The following is a 25,510-nucleotide window of genomic DNA, read 5'->3' on the forward strand; positions in this document are numbered from 1 at the left end:
ACGCCCGGAGCGCGATACCGGTGTCGCGCGCCGTCGGTTGCACGCCAACGCGCTTACTCAGACGGAGCGTTGCGAAACGGGGGGCGGGGGCGAGGGCCGCGCGAGCGTAAAGACAAGTGAGACGGACACAGCCAATTGGTCACGAGGCAAGGGGGGTTGAGCCATGACCGCAGGGCCTGAGATGCCGGAGGTCTCCGATTCCGGTGGGAGCGGGGCGAGTTCGCGCTCCGCTCCATCGAAGGTGTTGCCCGAGGCATGGCAGCCTCTGCTCGGCCGCCCGGCCCTCGCGGAGCTGCTCGGTCACCCCCTCGCGGGCGCCGCGCTGAAGGAGATGTGCCGGCTCCTGCCACCCCACGTCGCCGTGCACTCTCTGCGGACGTTCCTGCTGGCCGACGCCTGTGCGCGGGCCCACGGGACCGCCTACGACCGGGTCGGCCTGCTGGCCGCCGCGGCGTTCCACGACGCCGGGCTGGTAGGGCGTACTCCGCTCGGCCGCGGTGGATTCCCATGCCGCTCCGCCCAGTTGCTCGATCACTTCCTGGCCCTGCACCAGGTGGGAACGGTGCGGCGCACGGCCCTCACGCGTGCGGTGCGCGAGCACATGCGGCCGTTCCCCGCTCGCGACGCCGGACCCGAGGCGCGGCTGCTGCACTTCGGCGTGTGGCTGGACGTCACCGGGCGCGGCGGGCGTCAAGTGCCTGATGACCGCCGCCTGTTGGCCCGACTGGCGCCCACCCCCTGGTTCGCCGCGTCCTTCTCCGCCCGGTTGCTGGCCTGCGGGCTGCGCCGGGTGCTGCCGGGCTCCCCGGTCACCCACCGGTGACCGGGGAGCCCGGCGACTCGCCCTTCCCGTCGCGAAAGGAACCGCAGACATGCAAGAAGACCAGCGTGTTTTCGATGTCGCCATCGTCGGAGGCGGCATCGGCGGGACGATGCTGGGGACCGTGCTCGCGCGTCACGGCGTGCGCGTGCTGCTGCTCGAAGGCAGCGGCCACCCCCGGTTCGCCATCGGAGAGTCCACCGTCCCCGAGACCACGTTCGGCCTCCGGGTCCTGGCCGGCCGCTACGACGTCCCCGAGCTCGAGCACCTGGCGACCAACGCGGCACTGCGTCGCCACGTGTCGTCGAACAGCGGGGTCAAGCGGAACTTCAGCTTCATCTACCACCGGGAAGGTGAGCCCACCCGGCCCGACGAGTGCACCCAGTACCCCACCTGGGGACCTCCGCTCGGTCCCGACTCACACTACTACCGGCAGGACGTGGACGCGTACATGTTCCACGTCGCCGTGTCCTACGGCGTGACCGCGTACACCCACACCATGGTCGACGACGTGAAGTTCGAGGAGGACGGCGCGACTCTCGTCACCCGGGACCGGGGCACCTTCCGGGCCTCGTACGTGGTCGACGCCGGCGGCATGCGGGCGGTCCTGCCCGAGCGCCTCGGGCTGCGGCAGGAACCGCCCTACCTCACGAGGTCGCGCACGATCTTCACGCACATGGTGGACGTGCGGCCCTTCGACGCCGTGGCGCCTTCGCGTGCACAGCACGGCATGCCGAGCCCGTTCAGCCAGGGAACGCTCCACCACATGTTCCCGGGCGGATGGTTCTGGGTCATCCCGTTCGACAACCAGTCGACCAGCACGAACCAGTTGTGCAGTGTCGGCCTCAACCTCGATCTCGACCAGCACCCCCGGCCGGAGGGCATCTCGGCTCAGGAGGAGTTCTGGCAGTACGTGCGCCGGTTCCCCAGCGTGGCCCGGCAGTTCGAGCGGGCGCGGGCGGTCCGGCCGTACGTGTCCACCGACCGCACCCAGTTCGCCTCGCAGAAGGTCGTCGGCGACCGGTGGTGCCTGCTGCCGCACGCCAGTGACTTCATCGACCCGCTCTTCTCCAGCGGACTCGCCGTCACCGTGATGGCGCTCAACGCCCTGGGCCACCGGCTGATCGACGCCGTCCGCGAGGACGACTTCGACACCGCCCGGTTCGCGTACCTGGACCACTGGACCAAGCGCATGTTCCGGTTCTACGACGACCTGGTGTCCTGCAGCTACATCGCGTTCGACGACTTCGACCTGTGGAACGCCTGGAACCGCGTGTGGACCATCACCACGCTGTACGGCACGAACGCCCAGAACCAGGCCGCCGTGACGTTCGAGAAGACGCACGACCCGGCCTGTTTCGACATGCTGGAGCAGCCGCCGTACCGAGGTCTCCAGGGTATGGACAACCCCTGGGTGGAGCGGATGTTCGACCAGTCGCGGGATGCCGTACTCGCCTATCGTGCGGGCGAGTTGACGAAGGAGCAGACGATCGCACGCATCTACGAGCTGCTGGGCGAGAGCGGACTGGTCCCGGCGGTGTGGGGCACCCTGGACCCCGACGACCGGTGCCCGTCCGGGGTGTTCACCCTCTGGCCGCTGATGAAGATTCTGCTGTGGGGCAAGTTCCGCTCACCGCAGCACGTCCGGGGTTCCTACTTCACCGGCGGAGCGCGGCTGGTGGGCAAGGAAGCGGTCCAGGCGTACACCACCGAGCTGCGCGCCGGCAGCTCCCAAGTGCACCAGACCGTACGGGACATGTGGCGCAACTGGAACCGCGACTGGACGCGGCGGCCCGCTCCTCGGAAACGAGTACGGAAAAACATTCCTGCCGACTGACGGAGGCGTATATTCCGGTTTGCCGCTCCAGGGCCTCGGGTAGGAAATCCACATGGCCGAACAAATGGAAAGTCGGCCGCAGTTCTCCCTGCTCAATCCGAGAGACAACGGGCTGCAATCCACGATGGTGCGACATTCCACCTGCCAATCGCCCGCTGAATGCTCCTGGGAAGAAATCTTCCAGCATCAGGACCGCCTCATGCGGCTGGTTCGGCGAAGACTACCGAATTTTCAGGACGCCGAGGACTGCGTTCAGGAAACCATGGCCCGGGCAGCCGCCCACGCCGCGTTGGACAGGAATCGACTCGGTGCCTTTCTGACGTCCGTGGCGCTTCGCCTCTGCATCGACTTCTACCGTGACATGGACCGTCGCAGCAGACTCCTCCAGCGCGCGGCGCTCGCGGAGACCCCGGGTACGACTGAGGAAGACGTCTGCGACGAGGACTTCGGCAGATGGCTCCTGGGCCAGGTACAGCACCTGCGGGGGCGTGAGCAGGAGGTCATACTCGCCCGCGCCAAGGGTATTTCCACTGCGGAATTCGCCCGCATACACAACATCTCCGTCAAGGCGGCCGAAGCCGCCTTCACCAGGGGCCGCGCGCGATTGAAGAACGTCTGCGCGAAAGCCTTGGAAGGCTGCGCCCGATAACACCCGAAAACCGCACCTCTACCCTCGCAGAGAAACGGAAAGGGACCCCACTCATGGGCAACAGCAAGAACGTCCAAGACATCTTCAAGGATTTGGTCGGTGATATGACCGACAGCTGGAAGGAGGCTTTCGACGACCTCCTGAACCGAGACGACGACTCAGGATCGTCGCGCGGCTCAGGATCGTCGCGCGGCTCCGGCAACGCCGTCGACACACTGGCCGGGCTGCCCCCGAACGCCCTCGCCGCACTGGCCGGGGCCGTCAACCCGGCGACCGCGCTCGCGGGTGTCACCAATCCGCTGGCCGCCCTCGGCGGGATCGGCGCGGCCGGCAACCCGCTCGCCGGCCTCGCCGCGGGGGCCGCGGGCCCGCTGGGGAACATCGCAGGCGCGGCGCAGAACCCCCTGGCCGCGCTCACCGGTACCGCGGGCGGCGGCAACCCGCTCGCGGCCGCGCTGGGCGGGGCGGGCAATCCCCTGGCCGCGCTGGGCGGGGCGGCCAATCCGCTCGCCGCGGTCGGCGGCGCGGCCGGCGCGCTCGGCGGGCTCGGTCAGCTGGCCGGCGGCCTCGGGCACGCGGCGAGCGGGGCGGGCGACCTGATGGCGCTCCCGGGCCAGCTCACCCAGCTGCTCCAGGTGCTGCCCAAGCTCCTCGAGGCGGTCCAGGGCCTGCAGAACCTGACCAACCTGCCGGCCCAGGCCGGTCAGCAAGGGCTGGCGGCCCTGCAGGGCCTGACCGGTCAGCAGGGGCCGGGCGGAAAGCCGTCCCAGGGCGGACAGTCCTCGACCTCGGGCTGACCGGCCGTGCCACCGTCCCGCCCGGCCGTCTCCGTGGTGCACGCCGACCGCCGTTCCGTACCCGGATCCCGATCTGAGGAGGATCACACACGATGACGTCTGTCGTCGGCGATCGGCTGCGTCTCGTGGTCAGGGTCCTGGGCAGCCTCGTGGCCGACGAGGTGGGGCAGGCGACCCGGCTGCGGAGGCGTACGAAGCGGGACACGCGGTCCTCGGCGGAGGACACCGATGTCTCCGCCGGGTCCGCCGCCGACGCCACCGCCGGGGCGGAGCAGCGCCGTGCCAAGGCGGTACGGCATGCCCTGGAGAGCCTCGGCCCCTTCTATGTCAAACTCGGCCAGGTCCTCTCCACCCGGCCCGACATGGTCCCCCAGTCCATCCGGGACGAACTGCAGAACCTGCACGACGAGGTCGACGTCCAGCCGTTCTCGGAGTTCGAGCCGGTACTGGCCCGGGACCTCGGGCCGAACTGGAAGCTGCGCTTCGACGACATCGAGACCGTTGCCCCGCTGGGGGCGGCGTCCCTCGCCCAGGTCTACCGCGTGACGCTGCCCGGCGGGCGCGCGGCCGTGGTCAAGATCCAGCGACCCGGCATCCGCGAGGGCGTACTCGCGGACATGGCCCTGATGCGCCGGGCGTCGAAGATCGTGGCCCGCGTCGCGCCCCGGTTCAACGAGGTCATCGACATAGAGGCGATGCTCGGCTCGGTCTTCGACGCCATGGAGCCGGAGCTGGACTTCACCGGCGAGGCCCGCAACATGGACGAGGCCCGCGAGCACGTCCGGTCGTTCCGTTCGCTGGAGGTGCCCCGGGTACTGCACGCCAGCCCCCGGGTCCTCGTCCAGTCGCTGGCCGACGGGAAGTCGGTGCGGCACGTCGACCGCGCGCACTTCACGGACGACGAGCGCGTGGAGATCGGCAAGGACCTGCTGCGGTTCATGTACCACGGGTACTTCGTCCATCGCTTCTTTCACGCCGACCCGCACGCCGGCAACGTCTTCGCCGCTCCCGGCGGACCCGCGACGCTGATCGACTGGGGCATGGTCGGCCGCCTGGACCGCAGGACCAGTCTTCAGCTGCTGCCGCTGTTCATGGCCTTGGCGCAGAGCGACGGGGCCGGGACGGCGCAGCACTGGGCGGAGATGGGCCGGTTGACGCCGTGGGCCAACATGCCCGCGTTCGCCGCCGACATGGCCGCGTTCGTGCCCAGCGTCTCCCATCTCTCACTGGAGGACATGAACTTCGGCGTCGCGCTCACCACCGTGCTGGCCAAGGCGACCAAGCGCGGGATCGGTTCGCCGCCGGCCGTCTCACTGCTGGGCAAGTCCTTCGCGAACCTCGATGGTTCGGTGCGGTGCATGGCTCCCGAGATCACGCTGCCCGAGGTGTTCCAGGCGGAGGTGCCGAAGATCCTTTTCGCACTGGGCCGCGAGTTCCTCGGCCGCAACCAGTTCGCCCGGAACTCCATGGAGCTGCTGCTGGCCGCCGTCACCAGTCCGGAACAGGTCCGCGGCGTCCTCTCCGACGTGGCCAACCGTCAGTTCGCGCTGAACATCCACGAGCCGCGCACCCCCGCCGCGATGGGCGGCCAGCGGCCCACCCGCCCCTCCGGAAGCCTGCTCGCGCTGGGTGCCGCGGCCTTCCTGCTGGGCCGTCGCCGCTCCGGATGATCCGGATCCGCACAGCCACCCCGCCCCACCTCAAGGAGATCCCATGCCGGAATCCACACGTCGGCAGTCACCGTTCGCGCCGGCCGCCGCAACCCCGCACGGCATTTCCCGCGCGGCGCTCTGGACGGCCGCCGCACACGCGGCGGAGAACCTCCGGCCCGCGCCGCTCGTCCGCGACCCGTGGGCCGCCGACTTCCTCCACGCGGCCGGGTTCGACGGGGGCCCGCCCGGTGACGGACCGATGCAGCGCCTGCTGCCCGACTATCAGGTGGTCCGCACCCGCTTCTTCGACGACTGCCTTCTCGCCGCGGCCCGTTCGGGCTGCCGCCAGGTGGTGCTGCTCGGCGCCGGGCTGGACACCCGTGCCTTCCGGCTCGACTGGCCGACCGGGGTGCACGTCTTCGAGGTGGAGGACGCGGCCGTACATGCCTTCAAGGAGTACGTACTGGACTGGAGCCGGCTCTCCTGCGGACGCCGCACCGTCGTCGATGCCGACGGCACGGCATCCTGGGGAGAGGAACTCAGGGCGGCGGGATTCGATCCCGGCAGGCCCACCGCATGGCTCTGCGAGGCACCCCTGTACTTCCTCCGGCCCCCGGAGGTGGCGGCCGTCGTCGCCGCGATGACCGAACTCTCCGCGCCCGGCAGCATGTTCGGCGCCGAGTGCGTGAACTCCGCGACCACGTCCTCCCCGTTGGTCGCGCCCTTCATGGACGCCCTGTCGACGATCGGACTGGCCTGGAACTGGCAGATCGCCGACCCGGAGCGCTGGTGGGCCGAGCACGGCTGGGACGCGGCGGCCGCCGACCTGTACACGCTGCCGTACGCGGTCGAGCGCCTCACCCCGTATCTGCCGCTGATCGGCACGGCCGCCGCGGAGAGCGTCTTCCTCACCACCGGAACGCTGCGCGGCACTCCCTGACACGGCACCAGGCGCAGGCCCCGGACGGTGCGTCCGGGGCCTGCGCGTGGTGCCGTGGCTACGGCCGCTCCAGCTCCAGCAGCGCAGCGAGCCACAGGTCGGGGAGTTCGTCCGCGGTCGCCAGGGCCTCGTCGTGAACGACGCTCAGGCACGCGGTGTCGTGCTGGCTCGTCAGCGTCGTCACACACCGGATGCCTTGCGCGACGCCGGCGAAGACGGCCGCGCGACGGGCCGCGACCCCCTGGTGGACCAGGGCCGTGCCGAAGTTCACGCTGCTCACCGGGCCGGCCACGAACGCCCCGCGGACCAGGCGGGCGCCGACGGTGGCGCCGAGCGCCCGCGGGGAGGCGGACAGCAGCAGGCGCATGGCGTCGCGCCGCCGGCTCTCCCGCAGCCGGCCCGTACGGGCGACGACCCGGGCCAGGGCCCGCTGGGGTGACTCCTCGTCGCAGGGCAGCAGGAGCCGGGCGGTGACCATGCGGTTGCCGGGGGCGTACTCATCCCCCGGGGCCCGGACCGACATCGGGATCGACACGGGCAGCGGCGGATGGGCCGAGCCGGTGTCCTTCAGGTACCAGGTGCGGACGGCGTGGGACAGGGCCGCGAGATAGACGTCCGTGACCGTGCCGCCGTGGGCGCGGGCGATGGCGCGCAGCCGGGCCAGCGGGGTGTCGGCGTGGCAGACGTCGACGCGGCCCGTGGATTCTCCGTCGAACGCGGGTTTCGGGGTGGGCGCGCGGAAGGCGGCCACCACCTCGCCCAGGGCGTCCGCGAGGCCGTGTGCGGTGGGCCGGGCGGGACGCCGCGGGGCCGGTCCGCCCTCGGGGTGGTCTCCGAGGAGAGCACGGGCGGTGTAGGCGGCGCCCATGCCGTCCTGGAAGGTGTGGTCGGTTCGGTAGACCAGGGTGTAGCGGTCCGCCGGGCCGTGGACCAGCCACACATCCCAGGGCGGCCGGTCGTCCGTGCTCATCGGCCGGGACAGCATCAGGCGGCTGGTCTCCGACCCGTCGGTGTCCTCGGGCAGCCACGCCTCGTGCACATGCCGGTCCGCCGCGACCCGGTCCACTCGCCGGAATTTCCTGCGGTCCCGTGCGATGCGGTAGCGCAACGTCGGGACGCGGTGGACGCGTTCGGCGACCCGCGCGCGTACGGAGTCCAGGCTGGGGGCACGGCCTTCGAACCCGAACGTGAACGCGAGGGGCACCGGGTTGCCGCCCGTCGCCAGGTGGAAGGCGACATCTGCGGTCCCCATGGACAGGGCCGACGGCAGGCGGCCGTCCATACCGAAGTCGGGTCGCACTGTGGAACCTCCTGGTCGGGTTCTGAGAGTCTGCGGGGCTGCGGGGGGCTGGGGTCCGCGGAGCTGGGGTACGGATGCGTGCCGCGCCCGCCGTCAGCATGTATGCCGCGCGATTCGCCCCATTGCGTCCACGTACGCCTGCAGCAGGGGCCGAGCGGGTCCGCGTGCGGGCAGGCGCGGGGCCCGGGAGCGGTGCCACGGGAGCGGTTCGCCGGATTCCGGCTCACCCAGCAGGGCCGCGGCCACGTGCGCGCCGTGCGCCACGGACAGGGCGAGTCCGTGCCCGCAGCAGCCGCCGATGTACCAGACGTCGTCGAAGCCCGGCACCGGTCCCACCACCGGCAGGTCGTCGCCCGTCATGCCGATGCGGCCGGACCAGCGGTGCGTGACCCGTACCCGGGCGAGGTCCGGATGCAGGGACCGCAGCCACCTCTCCAGCCAGACCCAGGCACGCTCCCTGACGGCCTGGAGACGGGGAGCGCCCATACCCGCCGGGACCGTGGCGGTACCGCCGCCCGCCACCAGGCCCCGGTCCGGGAGCAGCCGGAAGTACGGTGCCATCGGGACGGCGTCGACGACGGAGTGTCCGGCGCGCCCGCCCAGGGCCTCGTAGGCCGGGGCGCTCAGCGGTTCGGTGGCGACGGCGTACACCTCGAGCGGCAGGACGGTGCCGACCGGCAGGTCCAGTGCCTGCGCGGCGGAGTTGACGGCCAGCACCGCCTGACCGGCGTAGAGCCTGCCGTGCGGGAGGACCAGCTCGGGGCCGACCAGGTCGCCGGGGCGGAGGGCCAGCAGCGGGCTGCGGCCGTAGAACCGCACGCCCTTGTCGGCGCAGGCACGGGCGAGGGCGCAGGTCAGGGCGGCCGGGTCGAGGGTCGCGGCGGGGCGGTGCAGGAGTGCCGCCCGGTAGGGCACGCCGACCCGGTCGCGGATGCCGGCCGGGGTGAGGACGGGGACGTCCAGACCGAGTTCGCGGCAGACGCGGGCCTGGCGGGCGAGTGCCACCAGGCCCGCGGTCGACCGCGTGGCCACCAGCTGCTCGCCGGGCCGCAGCCCGCAGGGCACGTCGAGCCGGGCGCACAGGGCGAGAACGTCCCGCACCGCCCGCTCACTGGCCCGGTGCATCCTGCGCGCCGTCTGCGGGCCGAAGCGGCGCACCGCGCGGTCGACCGCGGGGCCGGCCCGGGGGCCCAGCAGACCGGTGCCCCGGCCGCTGGCGCCGGCGGCCGGGTACTCGGCGTCCACCACCGCGATGTCGAGCCCGGGGGCACGTTCCGCCAGGTGGTAGGCGCAGGACAGCCCGGCCAGCCCGGCCCCGACGACGGCCACGTCCGCGGTGGCCACGCCGTGCAACTGGGGCTGCGCCGGCAGTTCCGCGGGGTCCCAGTACGGCGTTCCGGCCGGCGGCCTGGTCATCCGGCGGCGTCCGGCACCGGCTCGGTCAGCGCACCGAACCGGCGGTCGTGCCACAGCAGCGGGCGTCCGCCGCCCACGTGCACGGCGGCGACCCGGCCGACGACGAGGTGGTGGTCGCCGTAGCGGCGTACGTCCTCGGTCAGGCACACCGACCAGGCGAGCGCGCCGGCCAGCACGGGCACCCCCAGGACCTGCCGGGTGTCGGTCCCGGCGAACCGCTCGTCCGCGGTCGTCGTCGGGGACGCGAACCGGCCCGCGAGGTCCTGCTGTTCCTCGCGCAGCAGGTGCACGGCGAAGGCCCGGCGGGCGCGGACGGCGGCGAGGGTGCGGGAGCCGTCACGCAGACAGGCCAGCAGCAGCGGCGGGCGGGCGGAGAGCGAGGTGACGGCGGACACCGTCATGCCCAGCGGGCCGCCCTCGCCGCGGGCGGTCACGACGGTCACGCCGGCGGCCAGCTTGGCGTACAGGCCGAGACAGCGGGCAGCGCCGGGCCCCGGTTCCTCGTGCAGCGGTTCCTCGTGCGGCGGGTCGGCGGCCGGGGGCGGGGCGCCCGCGACGGCCGCCCGGTCAGCCACGAGCCTCAGCCGCGCGCTCATCGATCACCTCCGCGCCCGCGAGGCCCCGCAGCACGCGGGCGATGTTGGTCCGCAGGGTCGACTCGGCCACCGGGTCGAGGATCTCGGCCATGGAAGGGATGCCGAGGTCGAAGGCCGCGGTGTAGACGACGAGCGTGCCGCCGTCCCTCGCTTCGCAGCGCCAGCTCCCCTCGAAGGTCTGGAAGTCGCCGCTGAGCTGTTCGAAGGCGATGGAGTACGTCTCGGGCGAGTAGGTGTCGCGTTCCCGCCACCGCATCAGGCCGCCCCGGAACTCGACGGTCCAGTCCGAGACCGTGGAGCCGTCGGGCAGCGAAGGCTCGACGTGCACCTCGCGGAAGGTGTCGCTGTGCTCGGGATAGCGGCGGAAGTCGCTGATGCGGCCGTAGACGTCGGCGGGTGCCAGGTCGTCGGCGAGGGCGTGCAGAACCACGTGGCGCATGGGTCGTTCGGTTCCTTCCCGGAGGGTTTCCGGACGCTGGTGTCCGGAGCTGGTGGCTGGCGCCGGCGCTTGGAGCCGGTGTCAGCTGGTCATGCGGTCGGCCGTGCCGCGCAGGGCCGCGCCGAGGGTGGTGAGGAACAGGTCGAGCGCGGAGTCCTCGACCACGGCCGGCGGGGTCAGCCGCAGCACCCGGGTGGAGTTGAGGGAGTTGTTGACGAGCACACCGCGGGAGATCAGTTCCAGCATGAGTTCGCCGACCGCCTGTTCTTCGGCGAACTCGATACCGATCAGCAGGCCCCGGCCGCGCACTTCGCGGACCAGTCCGCCCTCGTACGGCGCGCACACGTCCCGTACGGCGGAGAGGATGCGCAGTCCGAGCGCGGCGGCCCGGGCCACGGTGTCCTCCTCCTCCATCGCCCGTACGGTGGCGAGGGCGGCGGCGCAGGCGATCGGCGAGGCGCCGAAGGTGGAGGTGTGCAGGTAGGGGTCGCGGCTGAAGGGGGCGTAGGCCTCCGCGGTGGCGGCCATCGCGGCGACCGGTACGACACCGCCGCTGAGTCCCTTGCCGACGAGCAGCACGTCCGGACGCACGCCCTCGGCGTCGACGCCCCACCAGGTGCCCAGCCGTCCCATGCCGGTCTGGATCTCGTCGACGACCAGCATGGCGCCGTACGCCTGGCACAGGGCGCGGACCTGGCTGAGGTAACCGGGACGCGGGATGCGTACGCCGCCCTCGCCCTGGACGGGTTCGACGATGACGCAGGCCCGGTCGCGGCGGGCGGCCAGCGCCTGTTCGAGGTCGGCCAGGTCGTCGTAGGCCACCTGGGTGACGTCCGGGAGCAGGGGCTGGAAGGGCGTCTGGTACGTGGCGTTGGCGGTGACGCTCAGCGCGCCGAGGGTCTTGCCGTGGAAGCCGCTGCGGGTGGTGATCACCGAGGTGAGTCCGTGGGCGCGGGCCAGTTTCAGGGCCGCCTCGGTGGCCTCGGCGCCGGAGTTGACGAAGTGGACGTAGTCGAGGCCGGGCGGGGTGTGGGCGGCCAGGGCCTGGGCGGCCCGGGCGGCGACGGGTTCGAGGAAGACGCGGCTGGCCAGCGGGTGGGTGTCGATCTGCCGGTGCACCGCTTCGACGACGGCCGGGTGGCGGTGACCCATGATGAAGACGCCGTAGCCGCCGAAGTCCAGGAAGCGGCGGCCGTCGTCGGCGTGGATCCAGGCCCCCTCGGAACGGACCTCGGCCATGCCGCCCATGACACGGCCCATCACAGCACGGCCGGAGCCGATGTGCTTCAGGTAGAGGTCCACGATGTCGGGCCGGTCGGTCGGCGCGGCGGTTCCGGAGCGCGGCCCGGCGGCCCCGGAGGACGGGGTGGAGGACCCGGCGGACGGCCCGGTGGTCCCGGTGGTGGACGGGGGTGACACGGTCATGACGCCACCTCCATGGGGGCGGTCGCGGCGGATCGGTTCCGGCTGAGCAAGCCGGCCCTGTCCCCGGTCCAGCACTCCGCGTTGCGTACGAGCGCGGCCCGGATGTCGGTCCGGGTCAGGCGGGTGCCGCAGTCGGGTTCGCCGAGGGAGGTGTCGAACGGCAGCTCCCGCTGGAACACCAGCAGCAGCTCCGCGTAGTACTCCAGCCGCCGCCGGAGGGACGCGGGCAGCGAGGTGCCCTCCAGCATGGGCAGGAGCAGCCGGTGCACGGCATCGACGGGGACGAGCCGGGGCCGCTGGGGCCGGGGCAGGCCGTGGCGTACGGCGACGTCCGCGCAGACGTCGGCGAACTCCCGCAGGCCGATGGCCTCCTTGCCGGCCGTCAGCCAGTACTCGCCGTCGGCCACACCGCCCCGGACCAGGTCGCCGATGGCCCGCGAGACGTAGTCCCGGGGCACCATGTCGATCCGGGCCTCGGGGGCTCCGGGCAGCACCGGGGTCTGCCCCAGGACCATCGAGCCGATCGCCTCGGTCAGCCCCTGCTGACCCATGACGACCGAGGGCCGGACGATGGCGCCGGGCACGCCCGCCTCGCGTGTCATCTGTTCGGCCCTGGCCTTGGAGTCGAGGTAGGCAGCTGCACCCGGGAAGCGCCGGCGGTCCTCCTCGGTGGGGGTGTTGGCCACGAACGCGGTACTCACCAGGTACAGCGGGGCGTCGGCCCGGGCCGCCAGGTCGAGCATGTTGTCGGCACCGCGCAGATTGGTGCGCGTGATGTCCTGTGGCGGGGTACGCCAGTCGGTCTCGGCGGCGCAGTGCAGCACCACGTCCACCTCGAGGGCCAGTTCGTGCCAGGCCAGTGGACTCAGTCCGAGCCGGGGAGCGACCAGGTCGCCCTGGAGCTCGCGCACCCGCGGATCGCGCAACGGTGTCTTGCGGCGCAGGCACAACAGGTCGAAGTCGGGTGCCAGCTCGTCGATCAGGGCACGTCCGAGCACTCCGGAACCGCCGGTGAGCAGCAGGGAGGGGCGGTCGCGCCGTCTCGTACGGCCGACGGGCAGGAGGGCGAGACGCTGGTTGTCTGACGGCATGGGGGTGTGTTCTCCCAACGGGTCTCGGCCCACCGGTGGACGGTGGGGGCGCGGTCAGGCGATGGCGAGTGGCCGGTCGGCCAGGTACGCGGCGAACGGGGCGGTCATCCGGGAGCGCGACGGCGGGTGCAGGGAGAGTCCGTTGGCGCAGGCGGCCAGGTGGCCCACCTCGTCGGACGTCATGAAGTTGAGGCCGCCGAGGAGTTCGACCGCGCGCGGGACGACCCGGGCGATGGCGTCCTGGACGCCGTATCGCACGTACAACGCCTGTGCGAGCGCCGACTCGTCGAGGTCACCGGCGTCGATACGCCGGGCGACGCCCTCGGCGGTGGCCACGGCGGCCTCGGTCTCGACGAAGAGGCGTACGCGCTCGTGCTCGGGGATGCGGTCGTTCAGCAGCACCCGCTCCACCAGCGCGCTCGCGGCGCCGAGGTAGCTGCCCGTCATCAGCGTCTGGAACCAGATCAGACCGGCCGTCTGAAGTTCGTCGAGCTGTTCACCGGAGGTCGTCCCGGTGCGCAGCAGGAGTTCCGGCGGTACGAGGACGTCGGTGAGCGTGACCTGTTCGCTCTCCGCCCCGGCGAGGAAGGCGCTGGACCAGAAGCCGCTGACGCTCATCCCCTCGCTCTCCGCGGGCACGACGGCTACGGCGAGTTCGTCGCCCTGCCCGTCCTCGCGCGGGATCGTCACGCTGGCGGTGAGCACGTCCATGGAGCGGGCCAGGCTGCACGGCCGTTTGACGCCGTTGATCCGGACGCCGTCCGCGGTCACCGTGGCGGTCATCGACGGGTCGAGGATGCCCGCGCCGCTGTGGCCCTCGGCGAAGCCAGAGGCGATCACGCGGTTGGACGAGGCCACGCCCTCGATCAGCATCCACTCCAAGCCGTCGCCGAGGCCGCCGATCCCGACCAGGGTGGCCATGGAGAAGTGGTGCATGGTGGTGGCCACGGCCAGGGACGGCGAGCGGCTGCCGATGGCCCGCTGCACGCGCAGGGCATCGAGCGCGGTGGCACCCCTGCCCTGGTGGGACTCGGGCACGAGCAGACCTGGACCGCCGCTGTCCCGGAAGTGCCGGATGCCCGGGCTGCCCGGCCGCTCCAGTTCCATCAGCGGAGCCTCGCGCAGGGCGGGGTCCAGTTCGGGCAGCAGCTTCGCGAGGGTGGCGCGTTCGCGCTCCAGGAATCTCATGGGCGTGCGGTCCTCCGGGGTGGGATGAATACGGAATCGGCGCGGCACTCGCGCGGCCGTGGACGCGGTGGCTCAGAGGGCGTTGGTGGCGCGCAGCAACTGCCAGACCGCGCCGGGGCGGGGCCTGCCGCGGAAGGCGATGTACTCCGGCAGGACCACGTGCGGGGCCCACTTCTGCTTGTACTCGAGCTGGGAGGCCGCCGGGTAGATCACGTCGCCGTGCTCGGCCAGCAGGCGGGCGAGCCGGGCGAACATACGGCTGGCACCGGGTAGTTCGTGCTCCGGGTCGAGTCCGGTGAACGGGGTGAAGCCGAAGTGCAGCCAGCCCGCTCCTTCGGCGGTCAGCCGTTCCATGACGGTGGCGTTGAGCGCCTCCATCACGCCGGGCGGAGCGTCGGGGCGGCGCCGGCTGAGGTCGTGCAGCCAGCCGGAGCGGCTGCCGTAGACCGGCGAGTAGTTGATGTAGCCGGCCGTCTCGCCGTCGATCCGGCCGACGAACAGACGGCGGTGCCTCTGCAGGCTCCCGTTGCGCTGGCCGACGAGGAAGCGCAGCTCCTTGACGTGCCGGCCCTTGTCCCGCAGCCAGCACTGGTCGATCCGGTCCAGTTCGGCGCAGTCGTCGCCGGCCATCACCTCGGTGACCTCCAGGCCGGCCCGCCTGGCGCGCGAGATCTTGTTCCGCAGCCGGACGAAGCGTGAGCCGCGCAGGGTGAAGCGGCTCAGGTCGACGGCGTACGAGGCACCGAGCTGGTTGACCGTGAAGCCGTGCGCCGCGTACAGCTCGGCGTCCGCCCGCTGCAGTTGCACGGCGACCAGACGGCGGCCGGCATGGGCGGCGAAGGCGTCCAGGAGCCGTGCGCGGTGGTCCGGCGCGGTGAACGGGCCGCCGAATTGGAGGACGTAACGGCCGGAGGTGCGAAAGGCGCAGGCGCCGTCGAACCGGTCGTCGCGGAAGTAGGTGTTCCCGTCGTTGAGGGCGAGGAACGCGCTGGGGTTGTCGCTGTGCGCGGCGAGCGTGTCAAGCACGGACGGCATCGGTGTCCTCCACGGAAGTCCGCGTGGCGGCGCTTTCGCCGGAATCCGCGGCCGAGCGGTACCGCACCTCGAACATCCGGAAAGCCGGGACGGTTTCCGGTTCGAAGGCGACACCGAAGGGTTTGAGGGAGTTCCCGAAGAGCGCGCGGTCGCCCATGAGGTGGATCGGAAGGGCGAGCAGGGCCCATTCCGGCTGCACGAACAGTGCCCATGCCCCGGCGAGGAGACCCGCCGTGACCAGGCTGTGCATCGTGTTGTAGGCGACGTAGTAGCCGCGTGGAACACGTCCGTCCGGGCTGCGCCGGAAGGCGATCGCGCCGGGCAGGTAGCCGATGACGTCGATCACCGCGAACAGCAGCACGAAGACGCCCCAGCGGATTTCGGAATGGTGCTGGACCGCGAGCACGAGCGACACGGTGAGAAAACCCAGCCATTCGAGTCGGGAGAGAGCGAAGGTGGTCTTCGTCTCGAAACGGTTCTTGGCATCCACGTCGGCCTGCCCCCTCGCTGTGGTCTGTCACTCCGGTTTACGCACCGGCGGCTGCGACCCCTCGGCTCCAACACCTCGTAAAGTGGGGGCGTTTGGGGGGCGAGATTTCCGGGGGGCCGCATCATGGCGTCAGTACCTACAGGTCCGGAGGGCCGCACCGCGGCGTGGGAGCTGCTGCTGCCCGCCGCCTCGGCACCGGCGCGGTCGCGCGGGCGCGCCCTGCAGGCGGCGCTGCGGGAGGCGGTCCGCGCGGGCCGGCTCACGCCGGGCACTCGTCTGCCGTCGAGCCGCGACCTGGCGGCCGACCTCGGGGTGTCGCGGGGACTGGTCACGGAGACGTACGAACAGCTGACGGCGGAGGGGTACCTGCGCAGCGGGCGGGGCGCGGGAACCTGGGTCGGTGACGCCGTACGGGCCGCACGCCCGCGCGCGCGTGATCTCGCCCCGCGTCCCGGCGGTGACCGCGCGGACTTCGTGCCGGGGACACCGGACCTGTCGCTGTTCCCGCGCGCGGCGTGGGGCGCCGCCCAGCGGAGTGTGCTGGCTCAGCTGCCGCACGAGGCCCTCGGCTACCCGGACCCGCGCGGGCTGCCCCGGCTGCGGACCGCGCTGGCCGAGCTGCTCACCCGGCGCCGGGGTGTGGTGGCGGACCCGGAGCGGCTCGTGGTCGTCTCCGGGGTGGCGCAGGCGACGGCGCTGCTCGCGAGCGTGCTCCACGCGCGGGGGGTGCGTACCGCCGGCGTCGAGGACCCCGGCAGCCCGCGCCACGACGACCTGTACGCGTCGGCGGGCGTCGCCACCGTGCCGTTGCCCCTCGACGAGGAGGGACTCGCCCTGGGCCCGCTGCACGACTCGGGCGTCCGGGCCGTCGTGACGACGCCGGCCCACCAGTTCCCCACCGGGATCGCCTACTCCGCGCGGCGCCGCGCCGCGCTGCTGGACTGGGCGCGGTCCGTGGACGGGCTCGTTCTGGAGGACGACTACGACGGCGACTTCCGCTACGACCGGGCTCCCGTGGGCGCGCTCCAGGGGCTCGACCCCGAACGGGTCGCCTACACGGGTTCGGTCAGCAAGTCCCTCGCCCCGGGGCTGCGGCTCGGCTGGCTGCTGGTGCCGGAGTGGCTGGCGGACGACGTGGTCGAACGCAAACGCACCACCGACCTCGGGCATCCGGCCCTCGACCAGGCGCTCTTCGCCCACTTCGTGGAGCACGGCGAGTACGACCGCCAGCTGCGCCTGTGCCAGCGTGCCTACCGGGAGCGGCGCGACGTGATGGTCGCCGCCCTGGCGGAGCACTTCCCCGGCTCACGGATCTCGGGCATCGCCGCCGGCCTCCACGCCATCGCCACGCTCCCCGGCCGGTACGGCCCCGAGGAGCGGTTCCTCGCACGCGTGGGGCGGGCCGGGATCGCGGTGCGTTCGCTGGCGGAGTACGGGCACGGGCCGGACGGCGAGGAGGAGGTGGCGGGGAAGGCGGTGCGGCTGGTGCTGGGGTACGCGCATCTGACGCCGGGACGGATCCGGGCGGGGGTGGAGTCGATGGCGAGGGCCGTGTGACGGGCGTACGGGATGCCGCTCACGCGCGCGGGCGGCCGGTTGTTCACACGGAGTTTCCGTGACCGCCGCGCCGCACCAGTAGGTCTGGCTGTGCACACTGGCCTCGTCACTGGCCGGATCCCGTCCCTGGACGTCCCTGGAGGCGCATCCATGTCACACCGTCCGTTGCCCGGTCGCCGCAGCGTGCTGCGCGGCTCCCTCGCCGCGTCGGCGGCCCTGACCCTGCCCGCGGCCCTCGGTGCCGCGCCGGCGTTCGCGCGTTCCGGCCGGCCGGGTGCGGGCTGGGGCGTGCAGACGGGAGACGTGACCTCCCACTCGGGTCTGGTGTGGGTGCGGTCCGACCGGCCGGCCCGGATGATCGTCGAGACGTCCGCGACCGAGTCGTTCCGCAACCCGCGCAGATGGCGCGGCCCGCTGCTCGGGGCCGGCACGGACTTCACCGGCACGACCCGGCTGCGCGGCCTGCCGCCCGGCGAGCAGATCCACTACCGCGTGCTCCTCGCCGACCCGGACGACCCGCGCCGCACCGGCGAGCCGGTGCCCGGCACCTTCCGCACGGCGCCGGTCCGACGGCGCGAGCCGGTGCGTTTCGTGTGGTCCGGCGACCTGGCGGGCCAGGGCTGGGGCATCAACCCGGACATCGGCGGCTACCGCATCTACGACGCGATGGGCGCCCTGGACCCGGACTTCTTCCTGTGCAGCGGCGACAACGTCTACGCCGACGGGCCCATCGCCGCGACGGCCGAGCTGCCCGACGGAAGCACCTGGCGGAACATCACCACCGAGGAGAAGTCCAAGGTCGCCGAGACCCTGGCCGAGTTCCGCGGCAACTTCCGCTACAACCTGCTCGACGAGAACCTGCGCCGCTTCAACGCCCGGGTGCCGTCGGTCGTCCAGTGGGACGACCACGAGGTCCGCAACAACTGGTACCCGGGTCAGACGATCGCGGAGACGGACGGCCGCTACACGGAGAAGAGCGTGGACGTGCTGGCCGCCCGGGCCCGGCGCGCGTTCGCCGAGTACTTCCCGGTCTCCACGCTGCGTCCCGGCGCGCGGGAGGGCCGCGTGCACCGGGTGCTGCGCCAAGGCCCGCTGCTGGACGTGTTCGTGCTGGACATGCGGACCTACCGCAACGCCAACTCCTCCGGCGACCAGAGCGTGGACCCGCAGGGCATCCTGGGCCGCGAGCAGTTGGAGTGGCTCAAGCGGGAGCTGTCGCGCTCGCGCGCGGTGTGGAAGGTCATCGCCGCCGACATGCCGATCGGCCTGGTCGTGCCCGACGGCGGCGAGGGGAAGGCGAACATCGAGGCGATCGCGCAGGGCGACCCCGGGGCGCCTCTGGGGCGTGAGTTGCAGATCGCCGAGCTCCTGCGTTTCGTCAAGCACCGGCGGATCACCGGCACGGTGTGGCTGACGGCGGACGTGCACCACACCTCCGCCCAGCACTACCAGCCCTCGCGTGCCGCGTTCACCGACTTCGAGCCGTTCTGGGAGTTCGTGTCCGGGCCGCTCAACGCGGGCGCCTTCCCGGCCAGCGCCCTGGACGGCACCTTCGGCCCCCAGCGGGTGTTCGTGAAGGCGCCGACCGCCTCCAACGTCTCGCCCGCGGAGGGCTACCAGTTCTTCGGCGAGGTCGAGATCGACGGCGACAGCGCCGAGATGACGGTGCGGCTGCGCGAGCAGGACGGCACGGTGCTGTTCACGAAGGTGCTCCAGCCGGGCCGGGTGGGTCAGTAGGTCCCGTAGCCTGTCCGTGGTGTCGCGCACCGGCGTCATCCCCCGGTGCGCGACCCGAGCGATCCCATGGGTGAATTGCGAAGAATAACCCCGGAAGCCTTCTTTACCCATCCGTCACAGGGCGTTCGTGATCACGCAACACCGTTCCTTCACAGTGGCCGCATGAGTCGAGACATGTCCGATGTGACGGATGCCGTGGCCCGCCTCGTCGAGCACGGCCCCGGGGTGCCCGTGATGCTGCTCGCCTCGGTGGCGGCGCTGATGACCACGGCGGGCTTCCGGAGTTGGTGGACACGACGCCACGGACACGCACCGCCGGCGGACGATACCGGCTCCCGGCCGCCGTCCGCGGCGGTGGCCGGGAACCTGGTCGAAGCCGAGCCCGGGGACGCGGGGGCGACCCGTGCCGCGACCGGTGACGGCGCCGCCGACACCGCGCTGTGGCGGATGCGGACGACGGTGCGCGACGCGCCCGGGTCGCTGGCCGTGCTCTGCGCCGCCCTCGCCGAACGGCGGGTCGACATCCTGAGCCTGCAGACGCACCCGCTGGCCGAGGGCACGGTGGACGAGTTCCTGCTCCGCTCCCCCGGCGAACTGACGGCGTCCGGGCTGACGGACGTGGTGTCGGCGGCGGGCGGTGCCGGCACGTGGACCGAGCGGGCGGACGCCCACGACCTGGTGGACGCCCCGACCCGGGTGCTCGCCCTGGCGGCCCGTACGGCCCAGGACACGGCGGAACTCCCCCTGGCTCTCAGGCAGTTGCTGGGCCGCTGCACCATCCGGTCGCTGCCCGCGACGGCCGTGGGACGTACGGCCGGGGACGTACCGCCGGAGGGTTCGCTGGAGGACACCGTGCTGCGGCTGCGCGCCCCGGAGGGCGGGGTGATCAGTGTGGAGCGGCCGTATCTGCCCTTCACCCCGGCCGAGTTCGCCCGGGCGCGGGCCCTGGTCGAGCTGGACGCCCGGCTCGGTCCGCGCGTCCCGCACGGCCGTGACGTGCTGACGCTGCCCGAGGGGAGCGACATCACCGTCCGCCGGGCCGACACGCGTGACGTCCCGGCGGCGAAGGCGATGCACGAACGGTGCTCCGCGCGAACGCTCGGCATGCGGTACCACGGCCCGGTCGGGGACGTCGACCGGTACCTCGACCACCTGCTCAGCCCGCGCTTCGGCCGCACCCTCGCCGTACAGACGGCGTCGGGCCGGATCGTCGGGCTCGGTCACCTGCTGTGGGACGGGGACGAGACGGAGGTCGCGCTGCTGGTCGAGGACGCGTGGCAGCACCGGGGCATCGGCGGCGAACTCCTCGGCCGGCTCGTGGCCATGGCCGCCGAGACGGACTGCGCGAGCGTGTACGCGGTGACGCAGGCGTCGAACACCGGCATGGTCGCCGCGATGCGCGGCCTGGGCCTCCCCCTCGACTACCAGATCGAGGAGGGGACCCTGGTGATCACGGCGCGCCTGGACCCGGCGGCCCGGGCCGCGGCGCGGCTGCCGCGCGGGGAGCGGATCGGCAAGGACTGAGCCGTCCCCGGAGAGGGGGAGGCGTCAGTCGGCCCGCGCCAGCGCCTCCCGCAGCGGGATCGCCTCGGCGGCCGGCTCCCCCAGCGCCTGGTCCAGGTCGGCCCACAGGTCCTCGACGTCCTCCAGGCCGACCGACAGCCGCAGCAGCCGGTCGCCGACCCCGGCGTCCCGGCGGTCGTCGGCGTCCACGATGCGGTGGCTGATGGACGCCGGGTGCTGGATGAGCGTGTCGACGCTGCCGAGGCTGACGGCGGGGGTGATCAGACGGACTTGGCGGATCACCTCGTGCGGGTCGCCGTGGACCTCGAAGGAGACCATCGCGCCGCCGATGCGCGGATAGTGCACGCGGGCCACCCTCGGGTCGGCGGCGAGCCGCTCGACGAGTGCGGCGGCGTTCGCGGAGGCGGCCCGTACCCGAACGGGCAGGGTGGACAGCCCACGCAGCAGCAGGTAGCCGGCCAGCGGGTGCAGTACGCCGCCGGTGGCGAAGCGGACCTGTCGCAGCCGCCCGGCGAACTCCTCGTCGCAGGCCACCACGCCGGCCAGCACGTCCCCGTGGCCGCCGAGGTACTTCGTGGCGCTGTGCAGCACCAGCCGCGCGCCGTGCTCGGCGGGCCGCTGGAGCACAGGGGTGGCGAAGGTGTTGTCCACCAGCAGCGGCACCGACCCGCAGGCGTGGGCGACGGCCTTCAGGTCGACCTCGGCCAGCGTGGGGTTGGCCGGCGACTCCACGAGTACCAGGCCGGTGTCCGGGCGCAGCGCGTCGGCGATGCCGGCCGGGTCCGTCCAGGTGACCTCGGACCCGAGCAGCCCGGCGGTCAGCAGGTGGTCGCTGCACCCGTACAGGGGCCGTACGGCGACCACGTGGCGCAGTCCCATCGAGGCGCGGACCAGCAGGACGGCGCTCAGGGCGGCCATGCCGCTGGCGAAGGCGACGGCGGCCTCGGTGCCCTCCAGCCGGGCCAGGGCCGTCTCGAAGCGGGCGACGGTCGGGTTGCCGAGGCGTCCGTAGACCGGCGGGCCGTCCGGGTCGGCGCCGGTGGTGGCGAACGCGTCGATGCGGGCGGCCTCGCCCCGGCTGTCGTACGACGGGTAGGTCGTCGACAGGTCGATGGGCGGGGCGTGCAGTCCCCGGGCCGCGAGATCGTCGCGGCCGGCGTGCACGGCCTCGGTGGCCAGTGCCCTGCCCGTGGGTGCGGTGGAGCGTACGTCGTCGGGTGGTGACGTGTGCGTGCGCGCGGATTCCATGGACCGAAGGGTGAACACCGACCGGGTCATGGGGACAGGAACCCGTGCTACGTTCGGCCGATGGCGGAATCTGTCGTACTCGATCCGGTCGATCTCCATCTGCTGCGGCTGCTGCAGAACGACGCCCGGACCACCTACCGCGATCTCGCCGCCCAGGTCGGGGTCGCCCCGTCGACCTGCCTGGACCGGGTGGCCCGGCTGCGGCGGGCCGGGGTGATCCTCGGGCACCGGCTGGAACTGGACCCCGCCCGGCTGGGGCGCGGCCTCCAGGCGCTGCTGTCGGTGCAGGTGCGGCCGCACCGGCGGGAGCTGGTCGGGCCGTTCGTGGACCGCATCCGGGCGCTCCCGGAGTCACGCACCGTCTTCCACCTCACCGGCCCGGACGACTACCTGGTCCACGTCGCGGTCGCGGACATGGCGGACCTGCAGCGGCTGGTCCTGGACGAGTTCACCTCCCGGCGCGAGGTCGCGCGCGTAGAGACGCGGCTGATCTTCCAGCAGTGGGAGTGCGGCCCGCTGCTGCCGCCCTCCGCGCCCGACGGCACGCCCTGAGCGAAATCCGGCCGCCCGCGGCGGCGGCCCGGGGAAAGCGGGCTGACGCGGCACCGGGATCCGTACGAGGATGTCCGCATGTCAGAGACCAAGAGCCCGCTGCCCCGCGAGGTCGCCGACGCCTACGTCGACGAGCTCATCGCCCTCGACCCGGTCACCGGTACGTTTCTCGGCGTCCAGGAGAGTTCCAGCCGCCTGCCCGACCTCTCACCCGCGGGTCAGGAGGCTCTCGCGGAGCTGGCGCGGGCCACGCTGGCCCGGCTGGACGAGGCGGAGCTCCGGCCCGGTGGGGACAGTGACGTGGAGCGGCGCTGCGCCCGGCTGCTCCGCGAGCGGCTGACCGCCGGACTCGCCGTGCACGACGCGGAGGAGGGCCTGCGTTCGGTCGGCAACCTGGGCACCGTCGCGCATTCGGTGCGCGAGGTCTTCACGGTGACGCCGACGCAGACCGACGAGGACTGGGCGCGGATCGCCGAGCGGCTGCGCGCGGTTCCCGCGGCGCTCGGGGGCTACCGCGAGTCCCTGGCCCTGGGTCTGGAGCGCAAGCTGTACGCGTCGCCGCGCCCGACCGGCGCCTTCGTCGGCCAGCTCGGCGAGTGGGCGGACACGGGCGAGGGCCGGGGCTGGTTCGAGGACTTCGCGTCCGCCGGCCCGGACGCGCTGCGGGCGGAGCTGGACGAGGCGGCCCGGGGTGCGACCGCGGCCGTGGTGGAGCTGCGGGACTGGCTGCGCGACGTGTACGCACCGGCGATCGAGGGGGCCCCGGACACGGTGGGCCGTGAGCGCTACGCCCGTTGGTCGCGCTACTACAACGGCACGGACCTGGACCTGGACGAGGCGTACGCGTACGGCTGGGCCGAGTACCACCGCCTGCTCGCCGAGATGAAGCAGGAGGCCGAGAAGATCCTGCCGGGCGCCGAGACGCCCTGGGTGGCGCTGGCGCACCTGGACGAGCACGGCAAGCACATCGAGGGCGTCGACGAGGTCCGCGACTGGCTGCAAGGGCTGATGGACCAGGCGGTCGAGGCGCTGGACGGCACCCACTTCGAACTCGCCGAGCGGGTGCGGAGGGTGGAGTCGCGGATCGCCCCGCCCGGCAGCGCGGCGGCCCCGTACTACACGCAGCCGTCGGAGGACTTCTCGCGCCCCGGCCGCACCTGGCTGCCGACGATGGGCCAGACCCGCTTCCCGGTCTACGACCTGGTCTCCACCTGGTACCACGAGGGCGTGCCGGGCCACCACCTCCAGCTCGCCCAGTGGACGCACGTCGCCGAGGACCTGTCCCGCTACCAGGCCTCGGTCGGCATGGTCAGCGCCAACGCCGAGGGCTGGGCGCTGTACGCCGAGCGGCTCATGGACGAACTGGGCTTCCTGACCGACGCCGAGCAGCGGCTCGGCTACCTGGACGCGCAGATGATGCGGGCCGCCCGGGTCATCGTGGACATCGGCATGCACCTGGAGCTGGAGATCCCGGCGGACTCGCCGTTCCACCCGGGCGAGCGCTGGACGCCGGAGCTGGCGCAGGAGTTCTTCGGCGCGCACAGCAGCCGCCCGGCGGACTTCGTGGAGAGCGAGCTGACCCGGTACCTGACGATCCCGGGCCAGGCGATCGGCTACAAGCTCGGTGAGCGCGCGTGGCTGCTGGGCCGGGAGAAGGCCCGCGAGCGGCACGGTGACGCCTTCGACGCGAAGGCCTGGCACATGGCGGCCCTCTCCCAGGGCTCGCTGGGCCTGGACGACCTGGTGGACGAGCTGTCGCGGCTCTGAGCCGGACCGCTCAGCGCCGGAAGCCGCCCTCCGAGTCGACGACCTGGCCGGTGACCCACTCCGCCTCGTCCGTGGTGAGCCACGCGACGAGGCGGGCCGGGTCGTCGGGCATGCCCCACCGCCCGGCGGGGAAGAGCGCGGCGATGGCGTCGTAGTCCTCGCCGGTCATGTAGTCGGTGTCCACGGGCCCGGGGTTGACCGCGTTCACGGTGACCGCGTGTTCGGCGAGAGCCGTGGACAGGGAACGGGTGATCGAGGCGAGGGCGCCCTTCTGCAGCGCGTAGGCGATCTCGCCGGGCATGCCGCCCGCGATGTCCTGGCCGGAGGTCATCATCACGACGCGTCCGCCGGGCGTGCGGGGCGGCAGCGCGGCGCGGTGCCGGGCGTAGGCCTGGACGAGGAGCAGCACCGAGCGGGTGTCGACCTGCCAGTGCGCGTCGAGCATCGCGGCGTCGATCGTGTCGAGGGTGCCGTCGGAGCCGCTGAGGGCGTGGTTGGCGATCAGGACGTCCAGCCGCCCGCCGAGCGCTTCGGCGGCCGTGGCGAGGAGTTCGCCCGGTGCGGCGGGGTCGGCCAGGTCGCCGGGGCCGGCCACCACGGTGGCGTCCGGGTCGCCGAGCGCGGCGCGCACGGAGGCGGCGACGTCCTCGGGCCGGTCGGCGCCCCAGGGCATGGCGGCGTCGTGCGGGACGTGGTGGTGCAGGTAGACACTGGCCCCGTACGCGGCGAGCCGCCGGGCCACGGCGTGGCCGATGCCGCCGCGCCGGCTGGCGCCGGTGACGAGGGCGGTGCGGCCGCGCAGGGGCAAGGGGGCGCGGCGCAGCTCTTCGGGGGTGGGATGCGGAAGTCGGGGCATGGGCACCCATCATGGGCGGCGCGCCGCCGGTGCGCATTCCAATATCACCGCGGCGCGGATCGCCCGCCCGTCAGCAGCCGCAGTCGGCCGCGTCCACCGGGACGGTCAGGGGGTCGGCGGCGCGGCGCGCGGCGCCCTCCCACGTCTCGTGGGTGAACCCCTCACGCACCCAGTACTCGAAGCCTCCGAGCATCTCCTTGACCTGGTAACCGAGTTCCGCGAGGGCGAGGGCGGCGCGCGTCGCGCCGTTGCAGCCGGGGCCCCAGCAGTACGTCACGACCGGTACGTCGCGGTCGAGGAGCCGGCCGGCCTGTTCGGCGATGAGCGCCGTAGGCAGGTGAACGGCGCCGGGGATGTGCCCCTGGTCCCAGGACTCGGTGGAGCGGATGTCCACGAGGACGAATCCCGGGTCGCCGCCGGCCGCGAGCGCGGCGGCGACGTCCGAGACGTCGGTGTGGAAGGCGAGGCTCGCGCGGAAGTACGCGGCGGCTTCGGCGGGGCGCGCGGGGGCGACGCGCAGGACGGGGTTCGCGGGGGTGGCGGTCATCGTCTTCCGGCCTTTCCTCGGTGGATCTCCTGGCCGCAAACCTATGT

At 72.8% G+C, this 25,510-nt stretch carries 23 protein-coding genes; 11 read left to right on the plus strand and 12 right to left on the minus strand.

The window, feature by feature from the left end; translation table 11 throughout:
• The first annotated feature begins 163 nt into the window (after positions 1-163).
• The 6 genes from AMK11_RS30730 (at position 164) to AMK11_RS30755 (ending at position 6,695) form a co-directional block, all read left to right on the plus strand.
• A complete protein-coding gene (locus tag AMK11_RS30730; RefSeq protein ID WP_073731373.1) occupies positions 164-823 on the plus strand; it encodes a hypothetical protein in 660 nt (219 codons plus the stop codon).
• Positions 824-872: 49 nt separating this feature from the next.
• Entirely contained in the window at positions 873-2,657 is a 1,785-nt protein-coding gene (locus AMK11_RS30735; RefSeq protein ID WP_073731374.1) for an NAD(P)/FAD-dependent oxidoreductase, read from the plus strand.
• 52 nt (positions 2,658-2,709) lie between these two features.
• Entirely contained in the window at positions 2,710-3,306 is a 597-nt protein-coding gene (locus tag AMK11_RS30740; protein WP_073731375.1) for an RNA polymerase sigma factor, read from the plus strand.
• Between the two features lie 53 nt (positions 3,307-3,359).
• Positions 3,360-4,103, plus strand: coding sequence for a hypothetical protein (locus AMK11_RS30745; protein WP_073731376.1), 744 nt, complete (start codon positions 3,360-3,362; stop codon positions 4,101-4,103).
• Between the two features lie 92 nt (positions 4,104-4,195).
• Positions 4,196-5,773, plus strand: a complete 1,578-nt coding sequence (locus AMK11_RS30750) for an ABC1 kinase family protein (protein ID WP_073731377.1) — start codon at positions 4,196-4,198, stop codon at positions 5,771-5,773.
• 43 nt (positions 5,774-5,816) lie between these two features.
• Positions 5,817-6,695: an SAM-dependent methyltransferase gene (locus AMK11_RS30755; RefSeq protein ID WP_073731378.1), complete on the plus strand. Its 879-nt coding sequence runs from the start codon at positions 5,817-5,819 to the stop codon at positions 6,693-6,695.
• 58 nt (positions 6,696-6,753) lie between these two features.
• Here the strand turns inward: AMK11_RS30755 and AMK11_RS30760 are convergent, their stop codons facing one another.
• The 9 genes from AMK11_RS30760 to AMK11_RS30800 form a co-directional block, all read right to left on the minus strand.
• Positions 6,754-7,995, minus strand: coding sequence for a wax ester/triacylglycerol synthase domain-containing protein (locus tag AMK11_RS30760; protein ID WP_073731379.1), 1,242 nt, complete (start codon positions 7,993-7,995; stop codon positions 6,754-6,756).
• A gap of 93 nt (positions 7,996-8,088) precedes the next feature.
• A complete protein-coding gene (locus tag AMK11_RS30765; RefSeq protein WP_073731380.1) occupies positions 8,089-9,411 on the minus strand; it encodes an NAD(P)/FAD-dependent oxidoreductase in 1,323 nt (440 codons plus the stop codon).
• Positions 9,408-10,007: a flavin reductase family protein gene (locus tag AMK11_RS30770; protein ID WP_198941498.1), complete on the minus strand. Its 600-nt coding sequence runs from the start codon at positions 10,005-10,007 to the stop codon at positions 9,408-9,410. The genes AMK11_RS30765 and AMK11_RS30770 overlap by 4 nt, the downstream gene beginning before the upstream one ends.
• Entirely contained in the window at positions 9,979-10,446 is a 468-nt protein-coding gene (locus tag AMK11_RS30775) for an aromatase/cyclase (protein WP_073731381.1), read from the minus strand. Before AMK11_RS30775 ends, AMK11_RS30770 begins: the two co-directional genes overlap by 29 nt.
• 81 nt (positions 10,447-10,527) lie before the next feature.
• On the minus strand, positions 10,528-11,871 hold the full coding sequence (locus AMK11_RS30780; protein ID WP_079187798.1) for an aspartate aminotransferase family protein: 1,344 nt from the start codon (positions 11,869-11,871) through the stop codon (positions 10,528-10,530).
• Positions 11,868-12,962, minus strand: coding sequence for an SDR family oxidoreductase (locus AMK11_RS30785; protein WP_073731382.1), 1,095 nt, complete (start codon positions 12,960-12,962; stop codon positions 11,868-11,870). The genes AMK11_RS30780 and AMK11_RS30785 overlap by 4 nt, the downstream gene beginning before the upstream one ends.
• A 54-nt stretch (positions 12,963-13,016) precedes the next feature.
• Positions 13,017-14,150, minus strand: coding sequence for an acyl-CoA dehydrogenase family protein (locus AMK11_RS30790; protein ID WP_073731383.1), 1,134 nt, complete (start codon positions 14,148-14,150; stop codon positions 13,017-13,019).
• A 72-nt stretch (positions 14,151-14,222) separates the two neighbouring features.
• Positions 14,223-15,185, minus strand: coding sequence for a bifunctional lysylphosphatidylglycerol flippase/synthetase MprF (locus AMK11_RS30795; RefSeq protein ID WP_073731384.1), 963 nt, complete (start codon positions 15,183-15,185; stop codon positions 14,223-14,225).
• The gene (locus AMK11_RS30800; protein WP_073731385.1) at positions 15,169-15,675 is read right to left on the minus strand and encodes a hypothetical protein; all 507 of its coding nucleotides are present in this window, start codon (positions 15,673-15,675) and stop codon (positions 15,169-15,171) included. Before AMK11_RS30800 ends, AMK11_RS30795 begins: the two co-directional genes overlap by 17 nt.
• A 123-nt stretch (positions 15,676-15,798) precedes the next feature.
• On the opposite strand from AMK11_RS30800, the gene pdxR reads away from it, so the two are divergent.
• From pdxR to AMK11_RS30815, 3 genes are all read left to right on the plus strand, one after another.
• A complete protein-coding gene (gene pdxR, locus AMK11_RS30805; RefSeq protein WP_073731386.1) occupies positions 15,799-17,232 on the plus strand; it encodes a MocR-like pyridoxine biosynthesis transcription factor PdxR in 1,434 nt (477 codons plus the stop codon).
• 150 nt (positions 17,233-17,382) lie between these two features.
• Positions 17,383-18,969 (plus strand): alkaline phosphatase D family protein, encoded by a 1,587-nt coding sequence (locus AMK11_RS30810; RefSeq protein WP_073731387.1) that lies wholly within the window; start codon positions 17,383-17,385, stop codon positions 18,967-18,969.
• Between the two features lie 174 nt (positions 18,970-19,143).
• On the plus strand, positions 19,144-20,493 hold the full coding sequence (locus tag AMK11_RS30815; RefSeq protein ID WP_073731388.1) for a GNAT family N-acetyltransferase: 1,350 nt from the start codon (positions 19,144-19,146) through the stop codon (positions 20,491-20,493).
• Between the two features lie 24 nt (positions 20,494-20,517).
• Here AMK11_RS30815 and AMK11_RS30820 read toward each other — a convergent pair whose 3' ends face one another.
• Positions 20,518-21,741, minus strand: coding sequence for a trans-sulfuration enzyme family protein (locus AMK11_RS30820; RefSeq protein WP_073731483.1), 1,224 nt, complete (start codon positions 21,739-21,741; stop codon positions 20,518-20,520).
• A gap of 60 nt (positions 21,742-21,801) precedes the next feature.
• Here AMK11_RS30820 and AMK11_RS30825 point away from each other — a divergent pair, with 60 nt between their 5' ends.
• Complete coding sequence (locus AMK11_RS30825; RefSeq protein WP_073731389.1) at positions 21,802-22,293, plus strand: Lrp/AsnC family transcriptional regulator; 492 nt, start codon at positions 21,802-21,804, stop codon at positions 22,291-22,293.
• Positions 22,294-22,371: 78 nt separating this feature from the next.
• Positions 22,372-24,060: a DUF885 domain-containing protein gene (locus tag AMK11_RS30830; protein WP_073731390.1), complete on the plus strand. Its 1,689-nt coding sequence runs from the start codon at positions 22,372-22,374 to the stop codon at positions 24,058-24,060.
• 10 nt (positions 24,061-24,070) lie between these two features.
• Here AMK11_RS30830 and AMK11_RS30835 read toward each other — a convergent pair whose 3' ends face one another.
• Both AMK11_RS30835 and AMK11_RS30840 read right to left on the minus strand, forming a co-directional pair.
• Positions 24,071-24,916, minus strand: a complete 846-nt coding sequence (locus AMK11_RS30835) for an SDR family oxidoreductase (RefSeq protein ID WP_073731391.1) — start codon at positions 24,914-24,916, stop codon at positions 24,071-24,073.
• Positions 24,917-24,986: 70 nt separating this feature from the next.
• Positions 24,987-25,463, minus strand: coding sequence for a rhodanese-like domain-containing protein (locus AMK11_RS30840; protein WP_073731392.1), 477 nt, complete (start codon positions 25,461-25,463; stop codon positions 24,987-24,989).
• Positions 25,464-25,510 lie beyond the last annotated feature (47 nt).

The organism is Streptomyces sp. CB02414 (assembly GCF_001905385.1).
Lineage (GTDB): Bacteria > Actinomycetota > Actinomycetes > Streptomycetales > Streptomycetaceae > Streptomyces.